Source organism: Streptomyces sp. NPDC000345 (assembly GCF_042898825.1).
In the GTDB taxonomy this organism is placed as follows: domain Bacteria; phylum Actinomycetota; class Actinomycetes; order Streptomycetales; family Streptomycetaceae; genus Streptomyces.
On the sequence record NZ_JBIAZE010000020.1, the window covers coordinates 16,684 to 37,998 of the forward strand.

Sequence of the window (21,315 nt, forward strand, 5' to 3'; positions counted from 1 at the left end):
ACCGGCCCCCCGGTGCGGCGGGGCGCACCGCTAGCCTTGCTGCCCGTGACCGCAACCCTCATCTGGGCCCTCGTCGTCCTCGTAGCCATCGGCCTGTACCTGAGCTGGACGGCCGGGCGGCTGGACCGCCTGCACGCCCGCATCGACGCCGCCCGCGCCGCGCTGGACGCCCAGCTGCTGCGCCGGGCGTCCGTGGCCCAGGAGCTGGCCACCTCCGGGGTCCTCGACCCGGCCGCCTCGATCGTCCTGTACGAGGCCGCGCACGCCGCCCGGCAGGCCGAGGAGGAACAGCGGGAGGTCGCCGAGAGCGAGCTGAGCCAGGCCCTGCGGGCGGTCTTCGCGGACCCGCAGCAGGTGGAGGTCGTACGCGAGGTGCCCGGGGGAGAGGCCGCGACCCACGAGCTCACGGAGGCCGTCCGCCGCGTCCCCATGGCCCGGCGCTTCCACAACGACGCCGTGGGCGCGGCCCGCCGCCTGCGCGAGCACCGCAAGGTCCGCTGGTTCCGCCTCGCCGGCCACGCCCCCTTCCCGATGGCCTTCGAGATGGACGACGAGCCGCCGGCCGCCCTCGCCGACCGGGCCGCCTGAGACGGCCCCGGCAGGGCCGGAAGCCGAAAAGGATCCACCGGGTTGCCATTGGCCCTTGCTGTGGACTGGTCCACTCACGTTTCCTCGGTGATTGCACCATCCCCTCTTCCACTCCAGTGAGGTCAACCCGTGTCCATCACCGAGAACCAGGCTCCCGAGACCGGCACCGCGCGCGTGAAGCGCGGGATGGCCGAGCAGCTCAAGGGCGGCGTGATCATGGACGTCGTCACGCCGGAGCAGGCGAAGATCGCCGAGGACGCGGGGGCCGTCGCCGTCATGGCCCTGGAGCGGGTCCCGGCCGACATCCGCAAGGACGGCGGCGTGGCCCGGATGTCCGACCCGGACATGATCGAGGGCATCATCGAGGCCGTCTCCATCCCGGTCATGGCCAAGTCCCGCATCGGCCACTTCGTCGAGGCCCAGGTCCTGCAGTCGCTCGGCGTGGACTACATCGACGAGTCCGAGGTCCTCACCCCGGCCGACGAGGTCAACCACTCCGACAAGTGGGCCTTCACCACCCCCTTCGTCTGCGGCGCCACCAACCTGGGCGAGGCCCTGCGCCGTATCGCCGAGGGCGCCGCGATGATCCGCTCCAAGGGCGAGGCCGGCACCGGCAACGTCGTCGAGGCCGTCCGCCACCTGCGCCAGATCAAGAACGAGATCGCCCGGCTGCGCGGCTACGACAACAACGAGCTGTACGCCGCCGCCAAGGAGCTGCGCGCCCCCTACGAGCTGGTCAAGGAGGTCGCCGAACTGGGCAAGCTCCCCGTCGTGCTGTTCTCCGCCGGCGGTGTGGCCACCCCGGCCGACGCCGCGCTGATGCGCCAGCTCGGTGCCGAGGGCGTCTTCGTCGGCTCCGGCATCTTCAAGTCCGGCGACCCGGCCAAGCGCGCCGCCGCCATCGTGAAGGCCACCACCTTCTACGACGACCCGAAGATCATCGCGGACGCGTCCCGCAACCTGGGCGAGGCCATGGTCGGCATCAACTGCGACACCCTCCCCGAGGCCGAGCGCTACGCCAACCGCGGCTGGTAAGCACCCATGACCGAAGCCCCTGTCATAGGCGTCCTGGCCCTCCAGGGCGACGTACGGGAGCACCTCATCGCCCTGGCCGCGGCCGACGCCGTGGCCAGGCCGGTGCGGCGTCCCGAGGAACTCGCCGAGGTGGACGGCCTCGTCATCCCCGGCGGCGAGTCCACCACCATCTCCAAGCTGGCCGTCCTCTTCGGCGTGATGGAGCCCCTCCGCGCGCGCGTGCGCGCCGGCCTGCCCGTCTACGGCACCTGCGCCGGACTGATCATGCTCGCCGACAAGATCCTCGACCCCCGCTCGGGCCAGGAGACCATCGGCGGCATCGACATGATCGTGCGCCGCAACGCCTTCGGACGCCAGAACGAGTCCTTCGAGGCGGCGGTGGACGTCCGGGGCGTCGAGGGCGATCCTGTGGAAGGCGTGTTCATCCGCGCCCCCTGGGTGGAGTCCGTCGGCGCCCAGGCCGAGGTGCTCGCCGAGCACGACGGCCACATCGTCGCGGTCCGTCAGGGCAACGCGCTCGCCACGTCGTTCCACCCGGAACTGACCGGCGACCACCGTGTGCACTCCCTGTTCGTCGACATGGTGCGCGCCAACCGGGCGGCCGAGTCCTTGTAGGATCTCTGGCGTTCGTTATGTGGATGGTTACGCGAAGGAGACAGGCAGATGTCCGGCCACTCTAAATGGGCTACGACGAAGCACAAGAAGGCCGTGATCGACGCCAAGCGCGGCAAGCTCTTCGCGAAGCTGATCAAGAACATCGAGGTCGCCGCGCGGATGGGCGGCGTCGACCTGGACGGCAACCCCACGCTGTACGACGCCGTGCAGAAGGCCAAGAAGCAGTCGGTGCCGAACAAGAACATCGACTCCGCGATCAAGCGCGGCGGCGGTCTCGAGGCCGGCGGCGCCGACTACGAGACGATCATGTACGAGGGTTACGGCCCGAACGGCGTCGCGGTGCTCATCGAGTGCCTCACCGACAACCGCAACCGCGCCGCCTCCGACGTCCGCGTCGCCATGACCCGCAACGGCGGCAACATGGCCGACCCGGGCTCGGTGTCGTACATGTTCAGCCGCAAGGGCGTCGTCATCGTCCCCAAGGGCGAGCTGAGCGAGGACGACGTCCTCGGCGCCGTCCTGGACGCGGGCGCCGAGGAGGTCAACGACCTCGGTGAGTCCTTCGAGGTCATCAGCGAGGCCACCGACCTGGTCGCGGTCCGCACCGCCCTCCAGGAGGCCGGGATCGACTACGACTCCGCCGAGTCCAGCTTCGTGCCGTCCGTCCAGGTCGAACTGGACGAGGAGGGCGCCAAGAAGATCTTCAAACTGATCGACGCGCTCGAGGACAGCGACGACGTGCAGAACGTCTTCGCCAACTTCGACGTCAGCGACGAGATCATGGAGAAGGTCGACGCCTGAGCCGGCGCTCCTGCTCGAACGGGCCGACGGGACACCCCCGTCGGCCCGTCGCGTTGTCAGTGGCACCCGATAGCCTGCACAAACAGGCGATCGACGGCCGAGGCCGAGAGGGAGGGGGCGCGGGTGCGCGTACTCGGGGTGGACCCCGGACTGACGCGGTGCGGTGTCGGCGTCGTCGAGGGAGTCGCGGGCCGGCCGCTCACCATGCTCGGCGTGGGGGTCGTCCGCACCCCCGCCGACGCCGAGCTGGGGCTGCGCCTTGTCGCCGTCGAGCAGGGCATCGAGCGGTGGCTCGAGGAGTACCGGCCCGAATTCGTCGCCGTGGAGCGCGTGTTCAGCCAGCACAACGTCCGGACGGTCATGGGCACCGCCCAGGCCAGCGCCGTCGCCATGCTGTGCGCCGCCCGCCGCGGCATCCCCGTCGCCCTGCACACCCCCAGCGAGGTCAAGGCCGCCGTCACGGGCAGCGGCCGCGCCGACAAGGCGCAGGTCGGCGCCATGGTCACCCGGCTGCTGCGGCTGAGCGCGCCCCCCAAGCCCGCCGACGCCGCCGACGCACTCGCCCTCGCCATCTGCCACATCTGGCGCGCCCCCGCGCAGAACCGACTCCAGCAGGCCGTCGCCCTGCACACATCGAAAGGCCGTAAGGGATGATCGCCTTCGTCAGCGGACCGGTCGCCGCGCTCGCCCCCGACTCCGCCGTGGTCGAGGTGGGCGGCATCGGCATCGCCGTCCAGTGCACACCCGACACGCTGTCCGGACTGCGCATGGGGCAGCAGACGAAACTGGCCACCTCCCTCGTCGTCCGCGAGGACTCCCTCACCCTGTACGGCTTCGCCGACGACGACGAGCGACAGGTCTTCGAGCTGCTCCAGACCGCGAGCGGGGTCGGCCCCCGCCTCGCCCAGGCCATGCTGGCCGTGCACAGGCCGGACGCCCTGCGCCGCGCCGTGTCGACCGGTGACGAGAAAGCGCTGATCGCCGTCCCCGGCATCGGCAGGAAGGGCGCCCAGAAGCTGCTGCTGGAGCTGAAGGACCGGCTCGGCGAGCCCCTCGGCGCCCCCGCGATCGGCGCCCCGGTCACCCAGGGCTGGCGCGACCAGCTGCACGCCGCCCTGATCGGCCTGGGATACGCGACCCGCGAGGCCGACGAGGCCGTGGCCGCCGTGACGCCGCAGGCCGAGGCCGCCGAGGGCACCCCGCAGGTGGGCCAGTTGCTCAAGGCCGCCCTGCAGACGCTGAACCGAGCCCGCTGACCCACCACCCCTGAGGCACATCACTTATGAACTGGGACGACACGACCGACAGTGACGCCGCCGGCGAACGGCTGGTGGGCTCTGTCGCCGACCGCGAGGACCAGGCCGTCGAGGCGGCCCTGCGCCCCAAGGACCTGGGCGAGTTCATCGGCCAGGAGAAGGTCCGCGAACAGCTCGACCTCGTCCTGCGTGCCGCACGCGCCCGTGGGGCGACCGCCGACCACGTGCTGCTCTCCGGCGCCCCCGGCCTCGGCAAGACCACCCTCTCGATGATCATCGCGGCCGAGATGGGCGCCCCCATCCGCATCACCTCCGGCCCCGCCATCCAGCACGCCGGCGACCTCGCCGCGATCCTCTCCTCCCTCCAGGAGGGCGAGGTCCTCTTCCTCGACGAGATCCACCGCATGTCCCGGCCCGCCGAGGAGATGCTGTACATGGCGATGGAGGACTTCCGCGTCGACGTCATCGTCGGCAAGGGCCCCGGCGCCACCGCCATCCCCCTCGAACTGCCCCCCTTCACCCTCGTCGGCGCCACCACGCGCGCGGGCCTGCTGCCGCCCCCGCTGCGCGACCGCTTCGGCTTCACCGCGCACATGGAGTTCTACGAGCCCGCCGAACTGCAGCGCGTGATCCACCGCTCCGCGAACCTCCTCGACGTCGAGATCGACACCGCCGGCGCCGGCGAGATCGCCGGCCGCTCCCGCGGCACCCCCCGCATCGCCAACCGGCTGCTGCGCCGCGTCCGCGACTACGCGCAGGTCAAGGCCGACGGCGTGATCACCCGCGACATCGCCTCGGTGGCCCTCGCCGTCTACGAGGTCGACGGGCGCGGCCTCGACCGCCTCGACCGCGCGGTCCTGGAGGCACTGCTGAAACTGTTCGGCGGCGGCCCGGTCGGCCTGTCCACGCTCGCCGTCGCCGTGGGGGAGGAGCGCGAGACGGTGGAAGAGGTGGCCGAGCCGTTCCTCGTGCGCGAGGGACTGCTCGCCCGCACCCCGCGCGGACGCGTGGCCACCCCCGCCGCCTGGACGCACCTCGGCCTCACCCCGCCGCGCACCGCCGCGGCGGGAAACGGACAACAGGACCTGTTCGGGACCTGAGCGGTTCATCGGCGGGGGCAATGGCGGGGCCAGGAACCCAGGTGCCATGCTGAGCGTTGTTCCATGTGCGCGGACTCGCTTAGACTCCGCCGATGCCGCCGTTGTCGGCAGCACACAACACACCCCCATCCATCAGGCCGCTCAGCCATCGCGGTCGCTTGAAGGAAGTTCCGACCCGTGAGTCCTTTGACCCTCCTGCCGTTCATCGTGCTCATCGGGGCCATGTTCCTGATGACCCGGTCGGCCAAGAAGAAGCAGCAGCAGGCCGCCGACATGCGGAACCAGATGCAGCCCGGCAGTGGCGTCCGCACCATCGGGGGCATGTACGCGACGGTCAAGGAGGTCAGTGACGACACGGTCCTCCTCGACGCAGGCCCGGGCGTGGAACTGCTCTTCGCGAAGAACGCGATCGGCGCCGTGCTGAGCGACGACGAGTACAACCGCATCGTCCACGGCATCGAGCACGACCTGAAGTCCGGCTCCGACGTCGTCCCGGACGACGCCTCCTCCCTCACCGAGTCCGCCGACGCCGACGAGTCCGCCGACGAAGCTGCCGCCGCCGCCGACGATTCGTCCGTCGACCTCGGCAAGAAGGACGAGGCCGGGACGAAGGCCGCCGGGACCGAGGCCCAGCAGGCCGAGGCCGACGAGGAGCCGAAGAAGTCCGACGGCGACTCCGACGCGAAGAAGTAGTCACGCCCCCGGGGCACACGGGTCACACCCGTGCGCCCCGGGGCGTGCGCATCTCGCAGGGGATCCCGACTACATGTCATGGCCGCCGCCGCGCTGACCCGGCGCCAGGCGGCCCGAGAGGGAGTACAAGAAGGTGGCAGCACCTAAGAAGGGCCGGAACGCGAGCGCCCAGAGCAAGCCGGGGCGCTCGCTGGCCCTGATCCTGATCGCCATCGTGGGGCTCACCGGGGGCATGTTCGTCTCCGGGCACACCACTCCGCGTCTCGGCATCGACCTTGCCGGCGGCACCAGCATCACGCTGGAGGCGAAGGCCGACCAAGGGTCCGCGATCAACAAGGCCAACATGGACACCGCGGTCGAGATCATGAACCGCCGTGTCAACGGCCTGGGCGTCTCCGAGGCGGAGGTGCAGACCCAGGGCGAGCGCAACATCATCGTGAACATCCCGAAGGGCACCAACTCCAAGGAAGCCCGGGATCAGGTCGGCACCACCGCCAAGCTGTACTTCCGTCCGGTCCTCGCCCAGGAGGCCACCGGCGCCGCCGCCTCGCCGAGCGCGTCCGCCAGCGGCTCCTCCAGCGCCTCGCCCAGTTCCTCGGCGAGCCCTTCGGCGAGCTCCACCGGTGAGCAGGCGACCTCCTCGACGTCCCCGTCGGCCACCGCCACCTCCCAGGGCCGCGCCGTCACCGACGCGCTGAAGGCCGACTCCACGCCGTCGGCGTCCGCCAGCGGCAGCGCCAAGGCCTCCGCCAGCCCCTCGGCCTCCGCCTCCGCGAGCGGCGGCGCCGACGCCGAGTCCGCCGCGCTCCAGGCCAAGTACGCGGCGCTGGACTGCTCCAAGGAGTCCGTCCGCACCAAGGCCGGCGAGGGCGTCAAGGCCGGCGACCCGACCGTGGCCTGCGGTGAGAGCTCGGGCGTCTGGTACAAGTACCTGCTCGGCCCGGCCGCCGTCGACGGCACCGAGGTCGACAAGGCCCAGGCCGTCTACGACACGCAGACCGCCGCCGGCTGGCAGGTCACCATGGACTTCAACTCCAAGGGGACGAAGAAGTTCGCCGACGTCACGGCCCAGCTCGCGAAGAACACCCAGCCGCAGAACGAGTTCGCCATCGTCCTCGACGGCGACGTCGTCTCCAGCCCGTACGTGCAGTCCGCCATCACCGGTGGCAACGCGCAGATCTCCGGCAGCTTCACCCAGGAAGAGGCCCAGAACCTCGCCAACATGCTGTCGTACGGCGCGCTCCCGCTCTCCTTCAAGGAGCAGAGCGTGACCACCGTGACCGCCGCCCTCGGCGGTGACCAGCTGCACGCCGGTCTGCTCGCCGGCGCCATCGGCCTCGCCCTGGTCGTGATCTACCTGGTGGCCTACTACCGGGGCCTGTCGCTCATCGCGATCGCCTCGCTGCTGGTCTCCGCGGCCCTCACCTACGTCCTCATGGCGTTGCTCGGCCCGGCCATCGGCTTCGCGCTGAACCTGCCCGCCGTCTGTGGCGCCATCGTCGCCATCGGTATCACGGCGGACTCGTTCATCGTGTACTTCGAACGCATCCGGGACGAGATCCGCGAAGGCCGCACCCTGCGCCCCGCCGTCGAGCGGGCCTGGCCGCGCGCCCGGCGCACCATCCTGGTCTCCGACTTCGTGTCGTTCCTCGCCGCCGCCGTGCTGTTCATCGTCACCGTCGGCAAGGTCCAGGGCTTCGCGTTCACGCTGGGTCTGACCACCGTCCTCGACGTCGTCGTGGTCTTCTTCTTCACCAAGCCGCTGATGACGCTGCTGGCCCGCCGGAAGTTCTTCGCCGACGGCCACAAGTGGTCCGGGCTCGACCCGAAGAGCCTGGGTGCCAAGCCCCCGCTGCGCCGCACCCGCCGTCCCGCCGGTCCCGTCGCCGGCCCCGTCGAGACGAAGGAGGCGTGAGCGTGTCGAAACTCGGCAACCTCGGCGCCCGACTGCACCGTGGCGAGGTCAGCTACGACTTCATCGGCCACCGCAAGCTCTGGTACGGCATCTCGGTCCTGATCACCATCACGGCCATCCTGGGCCTGGCGGTGCGCGGCCTGAACATGGGCATCGACTTCCAGGGCGGCGCGGTCTTCACCACCCCGAAGACCGGCGTGTCCGTCTCCCAGGCGGAGACCTACGCGGAAGAGGCCTCCGGCCATCAGGCGGTCGTGCAGAAGCTCGGCAACGACACGCTGCGCATCCAGATCGCCGGCATGGACACCCAGCAGTCCGACGAGATCAAGAACAAGCTCGCCGAGGACTTCAAGGTCGACCCGGAGAAGATCGCCGCCGACCTCGTGGGCCCCAGCTGGGGTGACCAGATCGCCAACAAGGCCTGGCAGGGCCTGGCGATCTTCATGGTCCTCGTCGTGATCTACCTGGCCATCGCCTTCGAGTGGCGCATGGCCATCGCGGCGCTCGTCGCCCTGATCCACGACATCACCATCACCGTCGGCATCTACGCCCTGGTCGGCTTCGAGGTCACGCCCGGCACGGTGATCGGTCTGCTGACCATCCTCGGTTACTCGCTGTACGACACGGTCGTCGTCTTCGACTCCCTCAAGGAACAGACGAAGGACCTCACCAAGCAGACCCGCTTCACCTACAGCGAGGTCGCCAACCGCTCGATCAACGGCACCCTGGTCCGCTCCATCAACACCACCGTGGTCGCGCTCCTGCCGGTGGCCGGCCTGCTGTTCATCGGCGGCGGCGTCCTCGGCGCGGGCACGCTCAACGACATCTCGCTGTCGCTGTTCGTCGGCCTCGCGGCCGGTGCCTACTCCTCGATCTTCATCGCCACGCCGCTCGTCGCCGACCTCAAGGAGCGCGAGCCGCAGATGAAGGCCCTCAGGAAGCGCGTCCTGGCCAAGCGCGCCCAGGCCGCCGCCGGCGACGAGCCGGCGGGGACCCGCGGCCTCGCGGACGACCACGAGGACGCCACTCCGGCCGTCGTCGGACCGCGCGACCAGTCCGCGCCGCGCGGCGGCCGCCGCCGTGCCTCGGGGAAGCGCCGATGACCGAGCTCGCGGACACCACGACCCTGCTGCTCAGCCGCATCCGCGACGTGGCCGACTACCCGGAGCCGGGCGTGATGTTCAAGGACATCACCCCGCTCCTGGCGGACCCGGCGGCGTTCACCGTGCTCACCGACACCTTCGCCGGGATCGCCGAGCGCACCGGCGCCACCAAGGTCGTCGGCCTGGAGGCCCGGGGCTTCATCCTGGGCGCCCCGGTCGCCGTCCGGGCCGGCCTCGGCTTCATCCCCGTCCGCAAGGCGGGCAAGCTCCCCGGGGCCACCCTCAGCCAGGCCTACGACCTGGAGTACGGCTCGGCGGAGATCGAGGTGCACGCCGAGGACCTCACCGCCGAGGACCGGATCCTGATCGTCGACGACGTGCTCGCCACCGGCGGCACCGCCGAGGCCGCGATCCAGCTCATCCACCGCGCCGGCGCGGCGGTCGCGGGCGTCGCCGTCCTGATGGAGCTGAGCTTCCTCGACGGCCGCCCCCGCCTGGAGGCGGCGCTCGGCGAGGCCCCGCTGGAAGCACTGCTGACCGTCTGAGAACCGCAGTACGGCACGAGGGCGGGCCCGGAGGAATCCGGCGCCCGCCCCTTGCGTTTCTCCGGTAGACGGCCCTCACATCGGCCTGAAGGCGATCCTGGAGCTCAGGATCGCTACGATGGGTGCTCCGGAGCCTGACCGGGGGACCCGGATCGCGCACGAGGAGTCCTCTTGCCAGACGAGGCCCAGCACCTGACCGCCGCAAAGCCCGAGACCGCTTCGGCGCCCGCGGCCAAGCCTGCGCAGCACGACGCCCGCGGGCCGGTCGAGCACGACCGTTCCGCGCCCGTCGACAAGCCGGCCGAGCAGACGCGCCCCAAGCCGGCCCCGCCCGAGCGGCCTGCGGCGGCGCAGCCACCGGCCCGTTCCGGCTCCTCCAACCGCGTCCGCGCCCGCCTCGCCCGCCTCGGCGTCCAGCGCGCCAACCCGTACAACCCGGTCCTGGAGCCACTGCTGCGGATAGTGCGCAGCAACGACCCCAAGATCGAGACGGCCACGCTGCGGCAGATCGAGAAGGCCTACCAGGTCGCCGAGCGCTGGCACCGCGGCCAGAAGCGCAAGAGCGGCGACCCGTACATCACCCACCCCCTCGCGGTGACCACGATCCTCGCCGAGCTGGGCATGGACCCGGCCACCCTCATGGCGGGCCTGCTGCACGACACCGTCGAGGACACCGAGTACGGCCTCGACGACCTGCGCCGCGACTTCGGCGACGTCGTCGCCCTGCTCGTCGACGGCGTCACCAAGCTGGACAAGGTCAAGTTCGGCGAGGCCGCGCAGGCCGAGACCGTGCGCAAGATGGTCGTCGCCATGGCCAAGGACCCGCGCGTCCTGGTCATCAAGCTCGCCGACCGCCTGCACAACATGCGCACCATGCGCTATCTCAAGCGCGAGAAGCAGGAGAAGAAGGCGCGCGAGACCCTGGAGATCTACGCGCCGCTCGCCCACCGCCTCGGCATGAACACCATCAAGTGGGAACTGGAGGACCTCGCCTTCGCGATCCTCTACCCCAAGATGTACGACGAGATCGTACGGCTGGTGGCCGAGAGGGCACCGAAGCGTGACGAGTACCTGGCCATAGTGACCGACGAGGTCCAGTCCGACCTGCGCGCCGCCCGCATCAAGGCGACCGTCACCGGCCGGCCCAAGCACTACTACAGCGTCTACCAGAAGATGATCGTCCGCGGCCGTGACTTCGCGGAGATCTACGACCTGGTGGGCATCCGCGTCCTCGTCGACACGGTCCGCGACTGCTACGCCGCCCTCGGCACCGTGCACGCGCGATGGAACCCGGTCCCCGGCCGGTTCAAGGACTACATCGCGATGCCCAAGTTCAACATGTACCAGTCGCTGCACACGACGGTCATCGGCCCCAACGGCAAGCCGGTCGAACTCCAGATCCGCACGTTCGACATGCACCGCCGCGCCGAGTACGGCATCGCCGCGCACTGGAAGTACAAGCAGGAGGCCGTCGCCGGCGCCTCCAAGGTCCGTACGGACGCGCCCAAGTCGTCCGGCAAGGACAAGGACGCCATCAACGACATGGCGTGGCTGAGGCAGTTGCTGGACTGGCAGAAGGAGACCGAGGACCCCAGCGAGTTCCTGGAGTCCCTGCGCTTCGACCTGTCCCGCAACGAGGTCTTCGTCTTCACCCCCAAGGGCGATGTCATAGCGCTCCCGGCCGGGGCCACCCCGGTCGACTTCGCCTACGCCGTCCACACCGAGGTCGGCCACCGCACCATAGGAGCGCGGGTCAACGGCCGGCTCGTACCGCTCGAATCGACGCTGGACAACGGTGACTTGGTGGAGGTCTTCACCTCCAAGGCGACCGGCGCCGGCCCCTCCCGCGACTGGCTCGGCTTCGTCAAGTCGCCGCGGGCCCGCAACAAGATCCGGGCGTGGTTCTCCAAGGAGCGCCGCGACGAGGCGATCGAGCAGGGCAAGGACGCCATCGCCCGGGCGATGCGCAAGCAGAACCTTCCGATCCAGCGCATCCTCACCGGCGACTCGCTGGTCACCCTGGCGCACGAGATGCGCTACCCGGACATCTCCTCGCTCTACGCGGCGATCGGCGAGGGTCATGTGGCCGCGCAGAACGTCGTGCAGAAGCTGGTGCAGGCGCTCGGCGGCGAGGAGGCGGCCACCGAGGAGATGGACGAGGCGGTCCCGCCGTCGCGCGGCCGGAGCCGCAAGCGGCGCAGCAACCAGGACCCCGGCGTCGTGGTCAAGGGCGTCGACGACGTCTGGGTCAAGCTGGCCCGCTGCTGTACGCCCGTCCCCGGCGACCCGATCATCGGTTTCGTCACGCGCGGTAGTGGCGTATCGGTTCACCGCAGCGACTGCGTCAACGTGGAGTCACTGTCCCGGGAGCCGGAGCGCATCCTCGCGGTCGAGTGGGCGCCCACGCAGTCCTCGGTCTTCCTGGTCGCCATCCAGGTCGAGGCACTGGACCGGTCCCGGCTGCTGTCGGACGTCACCCGCGTCCTGTCCGACCAGCACGTCAACATCCTGTCCGCGGCCGTCCAGACCTCCCGCGACCGGGTCGCCACCTCCCGCTTCACCTTCGAGATGGGCGACCCCAAGCACCTGGGACACGTCCTGAAGGCCGTACGGGGCGTGGAGGGCGTGTACGACGTCTACCGCGTGACGTCGGCCCGCCGGCCGTAACTGCCCGCCGGACACACGCCAGAGGCCCCCGTACACCACGTACGGGGGCCTCTCGCGCGGGACGGGGTCAGCCGCCGAACTCCTGCAGCCCCTTCAGCGCCTGGTCCAGCAGGGCCTGGCGGCCCTCCAGCTCGCGCTCCAGCTTCTCCGCGCGCGCGGAGTTGCCCTGGGCGCGGGCCTGCTCGATCTGTGCCTTCAGCTTGTCCACCGCGGCCTGCAGCTGGCCGGTCAGCCCCTCGGCACGCGCGCGTGCCTCCGGGTTGGTGCGGCGCCACTCGGCCTCCTCGGCCTCCTGGAGCGCCCGCTCCACGGTGTGCATCCGGCCCTCGACCTTCGGCCGGGCGTCCCGCGGCACGTGACCGACGGACTCCCAGCGCTCGTTGATCGAACGGAACGCGGCACGCGCCGCCTTCAGGTCGCCGATCGGCAGGAGCTTCTCGGCCTCCTCGGCCAGCTCCTCCTTGAGCTTCAGGTTCTCGGCCTGCTCCGCGTCCCGCTCGGCGAAGACCGAGCTGCGCGCGGCGAAGAAGACGTCCTGGGCGCCGCGGAAGCGGTTCCACAGGTCGTCCTCGTGCTCGCGCTGGGCGCGCCCGGCGGCCTTCCAGTCGGCCATCAGCTCGCGGTAGCGGGCGGCGGTGGGACCCCAGTCCGTCGAGCCCGACAGCGCCTCGGCCTCGGCGACCAGCCGCTCCTTCGTGCGGCGGGCCTCCTCGCGCTGCGCGTCCAGCTGCGCGAAGTGCGCCTTGCGGCGCTTGGAGAACGCCGAGCGCGCGTGCGAGAACCGGTGCCACAGCTCGTCGTCGGACTTGCGGTCCAGGCGCGGCAGGCCCTTCCAGGTGTCCACCAGGGCCCGCAGCCGCTCGCCGGCCGCCCGCCACTGGTCGGACTGTGCCAGCTGCTCCGCCTCGACGACCAGGTCCTCCTTGGCCTTGCGGGCCTCGTCGGACTGCTTGGCCCGCTGCTGCTTGCGCTCCTCGCGGCGCGACTCGACCGTCTGCACCAGCTTGTCCAGCCGGGCCCGCAGCGCGTCCAGGTCGCCGACCGCGTGATGCGCGTCGACCTGTTCGCGGATGTGGTCGATGGCGACCTGCGCGTCCTTGGCCGACAGATCGGTCGTCTGCACTCGCTTCTCGAGGAGGCCGATCTCGACAACCAGGCCCTCGTACTTGCGCTCGAAGTAGGCCAGCGCCTCCTCGGGGGAGCCGGCCTGCCAGGAACCGACGACCTGCTCGCCATCGGCCGTACGCACGTACACGGTCCCCGTCTCGTCGACGCGGCCCCACGGGTCGCTGCTCACAGCGCCTCCTCCACATGATGCCTCCGAGGGGCTTCGGCGCCCCTGGGCATCGTCCACAGTTTCGTCACGGCCAACATAGGCGACCGGCGGGGCGCCTGTCCGCATCCAGCGCGACCGAAATTCCGCTGTTGGCCGCCCGGACCTCGGGACTCGGCGCCCCCGGCCGTCAGGACTTCGTGACCGTCGCCTTGTCGATCACGACCGTCGCGTTCGGGGCACCGTCACCGGCGCCGGTGTTCTCCCCCGCGGTGGCGATCTTCTGCAGCACCTTCATGCCCGCGGCCGAGACCGTACCGAACGGGGTGTAGCTCGGCGGGAGCGAACTGTCCTGGTAGACGAGGAAGAACTGGCTGCCGCCGGTGTGCGCCTGCCCCGTGTTGGCCATCGCGACCGTGCCCGCCGGGTACACGTTGTCCTTGAGGCTCTTGTCCTTCAGGTTCTCGTCCGGAATGGTGTAGCCGGGACCACCACTTCCGCTGCCCGTCGGGTCGCCGCACTGCAGCACGTAGATGCCGTTGGTGGTCAGGCGGTGGCACTTCGTGTGGTCGAAGTAGCCCTTTCCGGCAAGGAAGTTGAACGAGTTGACGGTGTGCGGGGCCGCGGCCGTCTTGAGCGCTATGCCGATCTCACCGCAGGTCGTCGCCAGCTTCATGGTGTAGTCCGCCGACTTGTCGACGGTCATCGCCGGCTCCTTCTTCCAGGTCAGCTCCTTGACCTTGCCGGCGGCGGCCTTCTCGCACGGGTCCTTCGCGGCGCTGGGCGAGGCGTTCGGGGACGCCTCCGCGCCGGCGTTCGCCTTGTCGTCCTTGTCGTCCTTGAGGACGCCGGTCGTGTAGAGCGCCAGGCTGCCCACCAGGATCACGCCGAGGACCGACGCGATCACCGAGTTGCGCACGCGCGCCTTGCGCCGCGCGGCCGTGCGGCGCTGCTGCTGCCGCAAGAACTTCTCCCGGGCGAGCTGACGCTTGCGCTGTTCCTGGGTGACCACCGGGTTCTCTCCTCGTGCGTCTCGTGCGTCGACGGGTACGCGTGCGTCTTGTGAGCCGACCGCGTGCGTGTGCCCCGTACCGTATATGGGTTCGCTGAGGAAACGGCAGCGCCGGTAGTCTCTGACCACAGGTGAAGACCGTCGGGGCCCCCGAGAGGGCGTCGACAAGCCCTCCCGTACCGACACAACGAAGGACGATCGTGCTCATTGCCGGGTTCCCCGCCGGGGCCTGGGGGACGAACTGTTATCTCGTCGCCCCCGCCGCCGGTGAGGAGTGCGTGATCATCGACCCGGGCCACCAGGCGGCCCCCGGAGTCGAGGAAGCACTGAAGAAGCATCGGCTCAAGCCCGTCGCCGTCGTCCTCACCCACGGCCACCTCGACCATGTGGCCTCGGTCGTCCCGGTCTGCGGCGCGCACGACGTACCGGCCTGGATCCACCCCGAGGACCGGTACATGATGAGCGACCCCGAGAAGGCGCTCGGCCGGTCCATCGGGATGCCGCTGCTGGGCGAGCTGACCGTGGGGGAGCCGGACGACGTCCGTGAGCTGACCGACGGCGTGCGGCTGGACCTGGCGGGGCTGCAGTTCTCCGTCGCGCACGCGCCGGGCCATACCAAGGGGTCGGTGACCTTCCGGATGCCCGAGACGACCGAGATCCCCTCGGTCTTCTTCTCCGGGGATCTGCTGTTCGCCGGCTCCATCGGACGCACCGACCTGCCCGGCGGCGACATGGCCGAGATGCTCGACTCGCTGGCCCGCGTGTGCCTGCCGCTCGACGACTCGACCGTGGTGCTGTCCGGCCACGGCCCCCAGACGACCATCGGCCAGGAGCGCGCCACCAACCCGTATCTGCGGCAGGTGGCCGCCGGCGGCCAGGGAGCGTCCCAGGCTCCCCGACGAGGAATGTGACGAGAGACCTTCCGTGAGCACCTTCAAGGCCCCCAAGGGCACCTACGACCTGCTGCCGCCCGACTCCGCCAAATACCTCGCCGTCCGTGAGGCGATCGCCGCGCCGCTGCGCAACTCCGGCTACGGCTACGTCGAGACGCCCGGCTTCGAGAGCGTGGAACTGTTCGCCCGCGGTGTCGGCGAGTCCACCGACATCGTGACCAAGGAGATGTACGCCTTCGAGACCAAGGGCGGCGACCGGCTCGCCCTGCGTCCCGAGGGCACCGCGTCCGTCCTGCGCGCCGCACTGGAGGCCAGTCTGCACAAGGCGGGCAACCTCCCGGTCAAGCTCTGGTACTCCGGGTCCTACTACCGCTACGAGCGCCCCCAGAAGGGCCGCTACCGCCACTTCTCCCAGGTCGGCGCCGAGGCGATCGGCGCGGAGGACCCGGCGCTGGACGCCGAGCTGATCATCCTGGCCGACCAGGCGTACCGCTCGCTGGGTCTGCGCAACTTCCGGATCCTGCTGAACAGCCTGGGCGACAAGGAGTGCCGTCCGGTCTACCGGGCCGCCCTGCAGGACTTCCTGCGCGGCCTGGACCTGGACGAGGACACCCTGCGCCGCGCGGAGATCAACCCGCTGCGGATCCTGGACGACAAGCGCGAGTCGGTCCAGAAGCAGCTCGGGGACGCGCCGCTGCTGAGGGACTACCTCTGCGACGCCTGCAAGGCGTACCACGAGGAGGTCCGTGAGCTGATCAGGGCGGCGGGCGTGGCCTTCGAGGACGACCCGAAGCTGGTCCGCGGCCTCGACTACTACACCCGCACGACCTTCGAGTTCGTCCACGACGGTCTGGGCTCCCAGTCCGCGGTGGGCGGCGGCGGCCGCTACGACGGTCTGTCGGAGATGATCGGCGGCCCGGCGCTGCCGTCCGTCGGCTGGGCGCTGGGCGTCGACCGCACGGTCCTGGCCCTGGAGGCGGAGGGCGTCGAGCTCGACCTGCCGTCCTCGACGTCCGTCTTCGCGGTGCCGCTGAGCGAGGACGCCCGCCGGCTGCTGTTCGCGAAGGTCACCGAGCTGCGCAAGCTCGGCGTCGCGGCCGACTTCTCCTTCGGCGTCAAGGGGCTCAAGGGCGCCATGAAGAACGCCAACCGCAGCGGGGCGCGGTACGCGGTCATCGCGGGTGAGCGCGACCTCGCCGAGGGCGTCGTCCAGCTCAAGGACATGGAGTCGGGCGAGCAGACGGCGATCGGCGTGAACGAGATCGTGGCGGAGCTGGAGGCGCGGCTCGGCTAGTGCGCGAGCTCGTTCGTGCACCCGTTCGTCGAGTGTGCGACCGTCGAGAGTGCGACGAAGGCGCCGTGGTCCTCGGACCCGGCGCCTTCGTCATGCCGTCGGGGCGGTGCTGCGGCCGGCGGCGGAGGGGTGCACCGACGCGCCCGGGGGCGTCAGCCTCCGGTGCGGCAGGTCTGGGCCGACTCCAGCCACGGGGCCAGGCTCGTCACGAGGGTGACGAGGAGCGCGGCGAGCCACGCCCGGTACAGATGCTCGGGCCGGGCCCGGCGGCGCGAGACCATCCAGACGAGCCACGCGGCCGATGATCCGGCTGCCAGTGACAGCGCGACGCAGAGGGGGACCGCGTACTCGGGCAGGGGATGCTCGGGCGGGTGGGTGCCCCCGGTACAGAAGGTGCCGCGGGTCTGCTGGGTCGCCAGCAGCAGGACGAGGAAGACCGCGGGGACCGACGGTATCCAGGCCGCGGCGGTCAGCGTCTTGTACCAGGCCCCCTTCCAGCCCTTCAGGGCGCCTTTCAGTACCTCGCGCATCAGCAGGACCGGCACGGCCATGATCACCAAGGTCTGCCACAGGGCGTCGTGGCGGTACTCCGCGCGTACCTGGGCGTTGTCGGCCCAGTAGAAGAGCAGGAAGGCCTGGCACATCGCGGTGGTGAAGAGCAGCCCGGCGAGCGCGTGCGCGGGGATCCGGGCCCGGGAGGTGCCCGGAAAGGACGCGGGCCACAGGATGTGGCGGAGTTCGGTGTCCGGTCCCGGGCGGACCGCGTCCTTCCACCGCTCGGCGATCACGAGTTTCACAGCGCGCTCCCCCTGGTCCTTCGTCACGCGGACAGGGATGACCTTCGCGTGCCGCGGGCCGGGGCGCCTCCGTGGAAACACGGGAACCGCCACGTACCCGGGTACGGGGAGGAGAGTCTCGCGGGCCGACGGGCGTGGCCGCTCCGGCTTCACCCGCGACCGGTCGAGCAGCCGTGCCGCCACCGACGGCCCACAGGACCGTCTCGCCGCGCACCGCCGCCCGGCATCCGCGGGGTCTCGCGGACCGTCAACTCGGCGGGCACGTATTCGTCCTGCCAGACGATTCCGACGCGCGAGCGCCACGCGCACGTGCCCGTCCCCGGGTCCGCGCCCAGCCCCCCGACCCCGCCCGCGTCCCGGTCCGGTCCGAGCAGCCCGACGACCTCGCCCGTGCGTATCCCCAGGTCGGCGCCGTCCACGGCGGTCACGTCCCCGTACCGCCCGCGCAGCCCCCATACGTCCACCGCGGGTTCGTCCGCGTGTGTTGTCATGCTCCGAGACCCGGCCGGAACCGAACGCCGGGGGACGACCACACGTACTTCCTTATGTCCACCGAACGGTGGATACCCGGCCTGGTGCGGCACAATGGCCCCTGCCCGAAGCTGGCCCCTCCCAACGACGGAATCGGCGTGATGAGCAAGACGACAGTCAAAGACGTCTCCACGGAGTCCGAGCCCGAGCGCGACACCGCGTCCGCGAGCCGGACGGTGGGCGGCAGCCGCGCGTTCGCGATCCTGCTGATCATCACCGGCGCGGCCGGCCTGCTCGCCGCGTGGGTCATCACGATCGACAAGTTCAAGCTGCTCGAGGCCAAGGTCGCCGGCACGACCTTCACGCCCGGCTGCAGCCTGAACCCCGTGGTCTCCTGCGGCAGCGTCATGGAGTCCAAGCAGGCCGCCGCCTTCGGGTTCCCCAACCCGATGCTCGGCCTGGTCTGCTACGGCATCGTCGTCTGCGTCGGCGTCAGCCTGCTCGCCCGCGCCCGATTCCCGCGCTGGTACTGGCTCACCTTCAACTTCGGCACGCTCTTCGGCGTGGCCTTCTGCACCTGGCTGCAGTTCCAGTCGCTGTACCGGATCAACGCCCTGTGCCTGTGGTGCTCGCTGGCCTGGGTCGCCACCATCGTCATGTTCTGGTACGTGACCTCCTTCAACGTCCGCAACGACTTCCTGCCGGCCCCGCGCTGGCTGAAGAGCTTCTTCGGCGAGTTCACCTGGGTCGTGCCCGTGCTGCACATCGGGATCATCGGCATGCTGATCCTGACCCGCTGGTGGGAGTTCTGGACCAGCTGACGGCCGCCTCGCCCGGCCCGGCGGGATTGTCAGCGGTGTGATTTAGGGTTTCAGCGTGGAGCCCGACCTGTTCACCGCCGCAGCAGAAGAACGCCAGGAGAAGGACCCCGCCGGGAGTCCCCTGGCGGTCCGGATGCGCCCGCGCACCCTCGACGAGGTCGTGGGCCAGCAGCACCTGCTGAAGCCGGGCTCCCCCCTGCGCCGCCTGGTCGGCGAGGGCGCCAAGGGCCCGGCCGGTCCCTCCTCGGTGATCCTCTGGGGGCCGCCCGGCACCGGCAAGACGACCCTGGCGTACGTCGTGTCGAAGGCGACGAACAAGCGCTTCGTCGAGCTCTCCGCGATCACCGCCGGCGTCAAGGAGGTCCGTGCGGTCATCGAGGGCGCCCGCCGCGCCACCGGCGGCTACGGCAAGGAGACCGTCCTCTTCCTCGACGAGATCCACCGGTTCAGCAAGGCCCAGCAGGACTCGCTCCTGCCGGCCGTCGAGAACCGCTGGGTGACGCTGATCGCGGCGACGACGGAGAACCCGTACTTCTCGGTGATCTCCCCGCTCCTGTCCCGCTCCCTGCTCCTCACCCTGGAGCCCCTCACCGACGACGACCTGCGCGGGCTCATCCGGCGCGCCCTGGCCGACGAGCGCGGCCTCAAGGGCGCCGTCACCCTCCCCGAGGACACCGAGGCCCACCTCCTGCGCATCGCCGGCGGCGACGCCCGCCGCGCCCTGACCGCCCTGGAGGCCGCCGCCGGGGCCGCCCTCGACCAGGACGAGAGCGAGATCAGCCTCCAGACCCTGGAGCAGACCGTCGACCGGGCGGCGGTCAAGTACGACCGTGACGGCGACCAGCACTACGACGTCGCCAGCGCCCTCATCAAGTCCATCAGGGGATCGGACGTCGACGCCGCGCTGCACTACCTGGCCCGGATGATCGAGGCCGGTGAGGACCCGCGCTTCATCGCCCGCCGCCTGATGATCTCCGCCAGCGAGGACATCGGCCTCGCCGACCCCACCGCGCTGCCCACAGCCGTCGCCGCCGCCCAGGCCGTCGCCATGATCGGCTTCCCCGAGGCCGCCCTCACCCTCAGCCACGCCACCATCGCCCTCGCCCTGGCCCCCAAGTCCAACTCCGCGACGACCGCGATCGGCGCCGCCCTGGACGACGTACGCAAGGGCCTGGCCGGACCCGTGCCGCCCCATCTGCGCGACGGGCACTACCAGGGCGCCGCCAAGCTGGGACACGCCCAGGGGTACGTCTACCCGCACGACCTGCCGGAGGGCATCGCCACCCAGCAGTACGCGCCGGACGCGATCAAGGCCCGGGAGTACTACACCCCGACGCGGCACGGCGCGGAGGCGCGCTACGCGGACGCCGTGGAGTGGACCAGGAAGCACCTGGGTCGAAAGCGGTCCTGAGCACCCTGTAAACTCGCTCGGAGTGCTGGGTCCCGTGCAGTCAGAACGGGACAGTCAGCCGGAGCGGGTCCCCGGACCGGCTCCAGGAGCGTCGCGCACCGTCGAACGGTGTCGCGGGCAGCCCACCACCACCCGCACTTCCGGGACGGTCGGTGGGCCACTCGCGTGCTGCACGTATGTGCCCAGACCAGGGGAGCGGCTGCCCGGCAGGTCCCATGAGGACCCGACGGGTTTCCCCGGCTGCGGATGCGACCTCCCTCAACCCTGACAAGCCGAAAACCAGGAAATGAGAGACAAGTGGCGAACCAGTCCCGCCCCAAGGTCAAGAAGTCGCGTGCCCTCGGTATCGCGCTGACCCCGAAGGCCGTCAAGTACTTCGAGGCCCGCCCCTACCCGCCGGGTGAGCACGGCCGTGGCCGCAAGCAGAACTCGGACTACAAGGTCCGTCTGCTGGAGAAGCAGCGTCTGCGCGCGCAGTACGACGTGTCCGAGCGCCAGCTCGTCCGCGCCTACGAGCGTGCCTCCAAGGTCCAGGGCAAGACCGGTGAGGCCCTGATCATCGAGCTCGAGCGCCGTCTCGACGCGCTGGTCCTGCGTTCGGGCATCGCCCGCACCATCTACCAGGCCCGCCAGATGGTCGTGCACGGCCACATCGAGGTCAACGGCCAGAAGGTCGACAAGCCGTCGTTCCGTGTCCGTCCCGACGACGTCGTGATGGTCCGCGAGCGCAGCCGCGAGAAGACCCTCTTCTCCATCGCCCGTGAGGGCGGCTTCGCCCCCGAGGGTGAGACCCCGCGCTACCTCCAGGTGAACCTCAAGGCCCTGGCGTTCCGCCTGGACCGTGAGCCGAACCGCAAGGAGATCCCGGTGATCTGCGACGAGCAGCTCGTCGTCGAGTACTACGCCCGCTGATCTCCCGGCGGCCGTAGCACTTCCGCGCCCGGGCCCGTCGTCCTCCCGCCCCTCGGGGCGGGCGGGGCGGCGGGCCTTCGCGCACCCCTAATCCGGTACGGACCGGCCGCGTG

20 protein-coding genes and 1 pseudogene are annotated in these 21,315 nt (G+C 70.6%); 17 read left to right on the forward strand and 4 right to left on the reverse strand.

The window, feature by feature from the left end:
* Positions 1-45: 45 nt before the first annotated feature.
* The 12 genes from ACFY30_RS34590 to ACFY30_RS34645 all read left to right on the forward strand — a co-directional run bounded on the left by ACFY30_RS34590 (position 46) and on the right by ACFY30_RS34645 (position 12,318).
* Positions 46-588: a hypothetical protein gene (locus ACFY30_RS34590; RefSeq protein WP_390849103.1), complete on the forward strand. Its 543-nt coding sequence runs from the start codon at positions 46-48 to the stop codon at positions 586-588.
* 129 nt (positions 589-717) lie between these two features.
* A complete protein-coding gene (gene pdxS / locus ACFY30_RS34595) occupies positions 718-1,623 on the forward strand; it encodes a pyridoxal 5'-phosphate synthase lyase subunit PdxS (RefSeq protein WP_390660897.1) in 906 nt (301 codons plus the stop codon).
* 6 nt (positions 1,624-1,629) lie between these two features.
* The gene (pdxT, locus tag ACFY30_RS34600; protein ID WP_390849104.1) at positions 1,630-2,238 is read left to right on the forward strand and encodes a pyridoxal 5'-phosphate synthase glutaminase subunit PdxT; all 609 of its coding nucleotides are present in this window, start codon (positions 1,630-1,632) and stop codon (positions 2,236-2,238) included.
* A gap of 48 nt (positions 2,239-2,286) precedes the next feature.
* Positions 2,287-3,039, forward strand: a complete 753-nt coding sequence (locus ACFY30_RS34605; RefSeq protein WP_390849105.1) for a YebC/PmpR family DNA-binding transcriptional regulator — start codon at positions 2,287-2,289, stop codon at positions 3,037-3,039.
* Positions 3,040-3,162: 123 nt separating this feature from the next.
* Positions 3,163-3,693, forward strand: coding sequence for a crossover junction endodeoxyribonuclease RuvC (gene ruvC / locus ACFY30_RS34610; RefSeq protein WP_390849106.1), 531 nt, complete (start codon positions 3,163-3,165; stop codon positions 3,691-3,693).
* The gene (gene ruvA / locus ACFY30_RS34615) at positions 3,690-4,295 is read left to right on the forward strand and encodes a Holliday junction branch migration protein RuvA (RefSeq protein WP_390849107.1); all 606 of its coding nucleotides are present in this window, start codon (positions 3,690-3,692) and stop codon (positions 4,293-4,295) included. The genes ruvC and ruvA overlap by 4 nt, the downstream gene beginning before the upstream one ends.
* A 26-nt stretch (positions 4,296-4,321) precedes the next feature.
* On the forward strand, positions 4,322-5,395 hold the full coding sequence (gene ruvB / locus ACFY30_RS34620) for a Holliday junction branch migration DNA helicase RuvB (RefSeq protein WP_390849108.1): 1,074 nt from the start codon (positions 4,322-4,324) through the stop codon (positions 5,393-5,395).
* Between the two features lie 177 nt (positions 5,396-5,572).
* A complete protein-coding gene (gene yajC / locus ACFY30_RS34625; RefSeq protein ID WP_390849109.1) occupies positions 5,573-6,088 on the forward strand; it encodes a preprotein translocase subunit YajC in 516 nt (171 codons plus the stop codon).
* Between the two features lie 133 nt (positions 6,089-6,221).
* A complete protein-coding gene (gene secD, locus ACFY30_RS34630) occupies positions 6,222-8,003 on the forward strand; it encodes a protein translocase subunit SecD (RefSeq protein ID WP_390849110.1) in 1,782 nt (593 codons plus the stop codon).
* Between the two features lie 2 nt (positions 8,004-8,005).
* The gene (gene secF / locus ACFY30_RS34635) at positions 8,006-9,106 is read left to right on the forward strand and encodes a protein translocase subunit SecF (protein ID WP_390849205.1); all 1,101 of its coding nucleotides are present in this window, start codon (positions 8,006-8,008) and stop codon (positions 9,104-9,106) included.
* On the forward strand, positions 9,103-9,651 hold the full coding sequence (locus ACFY30_RS34640; RefSeq protein ID WP_390849111.1) for an adenine phosphoribosyltransferase: 549 nt from the start codon (positions 9,103-9,105) through the stop codon (positions 9,649-9,651). Before secF ends, ACFY30_RS34640 begins: the two co-directional genes overlap by 4 nt.
* Positions 9,652-9,822: 171 nt before the next feature.
* Positions 9,823-12,318: a RelA/SpoT family protein gene (locus ACFY30_RS34645; protein WP_390849112.1), complete on the forward strand. Its 2,496-nt coding sequence runs from the start codon at positions 9,823-9,825 to the stop codon at positions 12,316-12,318.
* Positions 12,319-12,385: 67 nt separating this feature from the next.
* Here the strand turns inward: ACFY30_RS34645 and ACFY30_RS34650 are convergent, their stop codons facing one another.
* Together ACFY30_RS34650 and ACFY30_RS34655 are read right to left on the reverse strand one after the other, a co-directional pair.
* The gene (locus tag ACFY30_RS34650; protein ID WP_390849113.1) at positions 12,386-13,615 is read right to left on the reverse strand and encodes a DUF349 domain-containing protein; all 1,230 of its coding nucleotides are present in this window, start codon (positions 13,613-13,615) and stop codon (positions 12,386-12,388) included.
* A 166-nt stretch (positions 13,616-13,781) separates the two neighbouring features.
* Complete coding sequence (locus ACFY30_RS34655) at positions 13,782-14,603, reverse strand: peptidylprolyl isomerase (RefSeq protein WP_390849114.1); 822 nt, start codon at positions 14,601-14,603, stop codon at positions 13,782-13,784.
* Between the two features lie 200 nt (positions 14,604-14,803).
* On the opposite strand from ACFY30_RS34655, the gene ACFY30_RS34660 reads away from it, so the two are divergent.
* Together ACFY30_RS34660 and hisS are read left to right on the forward strand one after the other, a co-directional pair.
* The gene (locus ACFY30_RS34660; protein ID WP_390660908.1) at positions 14,804-15,514 is read left to right on the forward strand and encodes an MBL fold metallo-hydrolase; all 711 of its coding nucleotides are present in this window, start codon (positions 14,804-14,806) and stop codon (positions 15,512-15,514) included.
* Between the two features lie 13 nt (positions 15,515-15,527).
* Positions 15,528-16,790 carry a histidine--tRNA ligase gene (hisS, locus tag ACFY30_RS34665; protein ID WP_390849115.1) on the forward strand — a complete coding sequence of 421 codons (1,263 nt, stop codon included), beginning with the start codon at positions 15,528-15,530 and terminating at the stop codon, positions 16,788-16,790.
* Between the two features lie 152 nt (positions 16,791-16,942).
* On the opposite strand, the gene ACFY30_RS34670 is transcribed toward hisS, so the two are convergent.
* Both ACFY30_RS34670 and ACFY30_RS34675 read right to left on the reverse strand, forming a co-directional pair.
* Complete coding sequence (locus ACFY30_RS34670; protein ID WP_390849116.1) at positions 16,943-17,587, reverse strand: hypothetical protein; 645 nt, start codon at positions 17,585-17,587, stop codon at positions 16,943-16,945.
* A gap of 227 nt (positions 17,588-17,814) precedes the next feature.
* Positions 17,815-18,078: pseudogene (locus tag ACFY30_RS34675) on the reverse strand (ABC transporter ATP-binding protein); the annotation flags it as partial.
* A 141-nt stretch (positions 18,079-18,219) separates the two neighbouring features.
* Between ACFY30_RS34675 and ACFY30_RS34680 the strand changes: the two are divergent.
* The 3 genes from ACFY30_RS34680 to rpsD all read left to right on the forward strand — a co-directional run bounded on the left by ACFY30_RS34680 (position 18,220) and on the right by rpsD (position 21,202).
* A complete protein-coding gene (locus ACFY30_RS34680) occupies positions 18,220-18,879 on the forward strand; it encodes a vitamin K epoxide reductase family protein (RefSeq protein ID WP_390849117.1) in 660 nt (219 codons plus the stop codon).
* 55 nt (positions 18,880-18,934) lie between these two features.
* The gene (locus tag ACFY30_RS34685; RefSeq protein WP_390849118.1) at positions 18,935-20,290 is read left to right on the forward strand and encodes a replication-associated recombination protein A; all 1,356 of its coding nucleotides are present in this window, start codon (positions 18,935-18,937) and stop codon (positions 20,288-20,290) included.
* 297 nt (positions 20,291-20,587) lie between these two features.
* A complete protein-coding gene (gene rpsD / locus ACFY30_RS34690; RefSeq protein ID WP_015661793.1) occupies positions 20,588-21,202 on the forward strand; it encodes a 30S ribosomal protein S4 in 615 nt (204 codons plus the stop codon).
* Positions 21,203-21,315: the final 113 nt, after the last annotated feature.

Bases quoted from the DNA above. Each gene is read 5' to 3' on its own strand.
- pdxT (WP_390849104.1), top strand. From the start codon at position 1,630: ATGACCGAAGCCCCTGTCATAGGCGTCCTGGCCCTCCAGGGCGACGTA.
- ACFY30_RS34680 (WP_390849117.1), top strand. From the start codon at position 18,220: ATGAGCAAGACGACAGTCAAAGACGTCTCCACGGAGTCCGAGCCCGAG.
- ACFY30_RS34640 (WP_390849111.1), top strand. From the start codon at position 9,103: ATGACCGAGCTCGCGGACACCACGACCCTGCTGCTCAGCCGCATCCGC.
- ruvA (WP_390849107.1), top strand. From the start codon at position 3,690: ATGATCGCCTTCGTCAGCGGACCGGTCGCCGCGCTCGCCCCCGACTCC.
- ACFY30_RS34605 (WP_390849105.1), top strand. From the start codon at position 2,287: ATGTCCGGCCACTCTAAATGGGCTACGACGAAGCACAAGAAGGCCGTG.
- ruvB (WP_390849108.1), top strand. From the start codon at position 4,322: ATGAACTGGGACGACACGACCGACAGTGACGCCGCCGGCGAACGGCTG.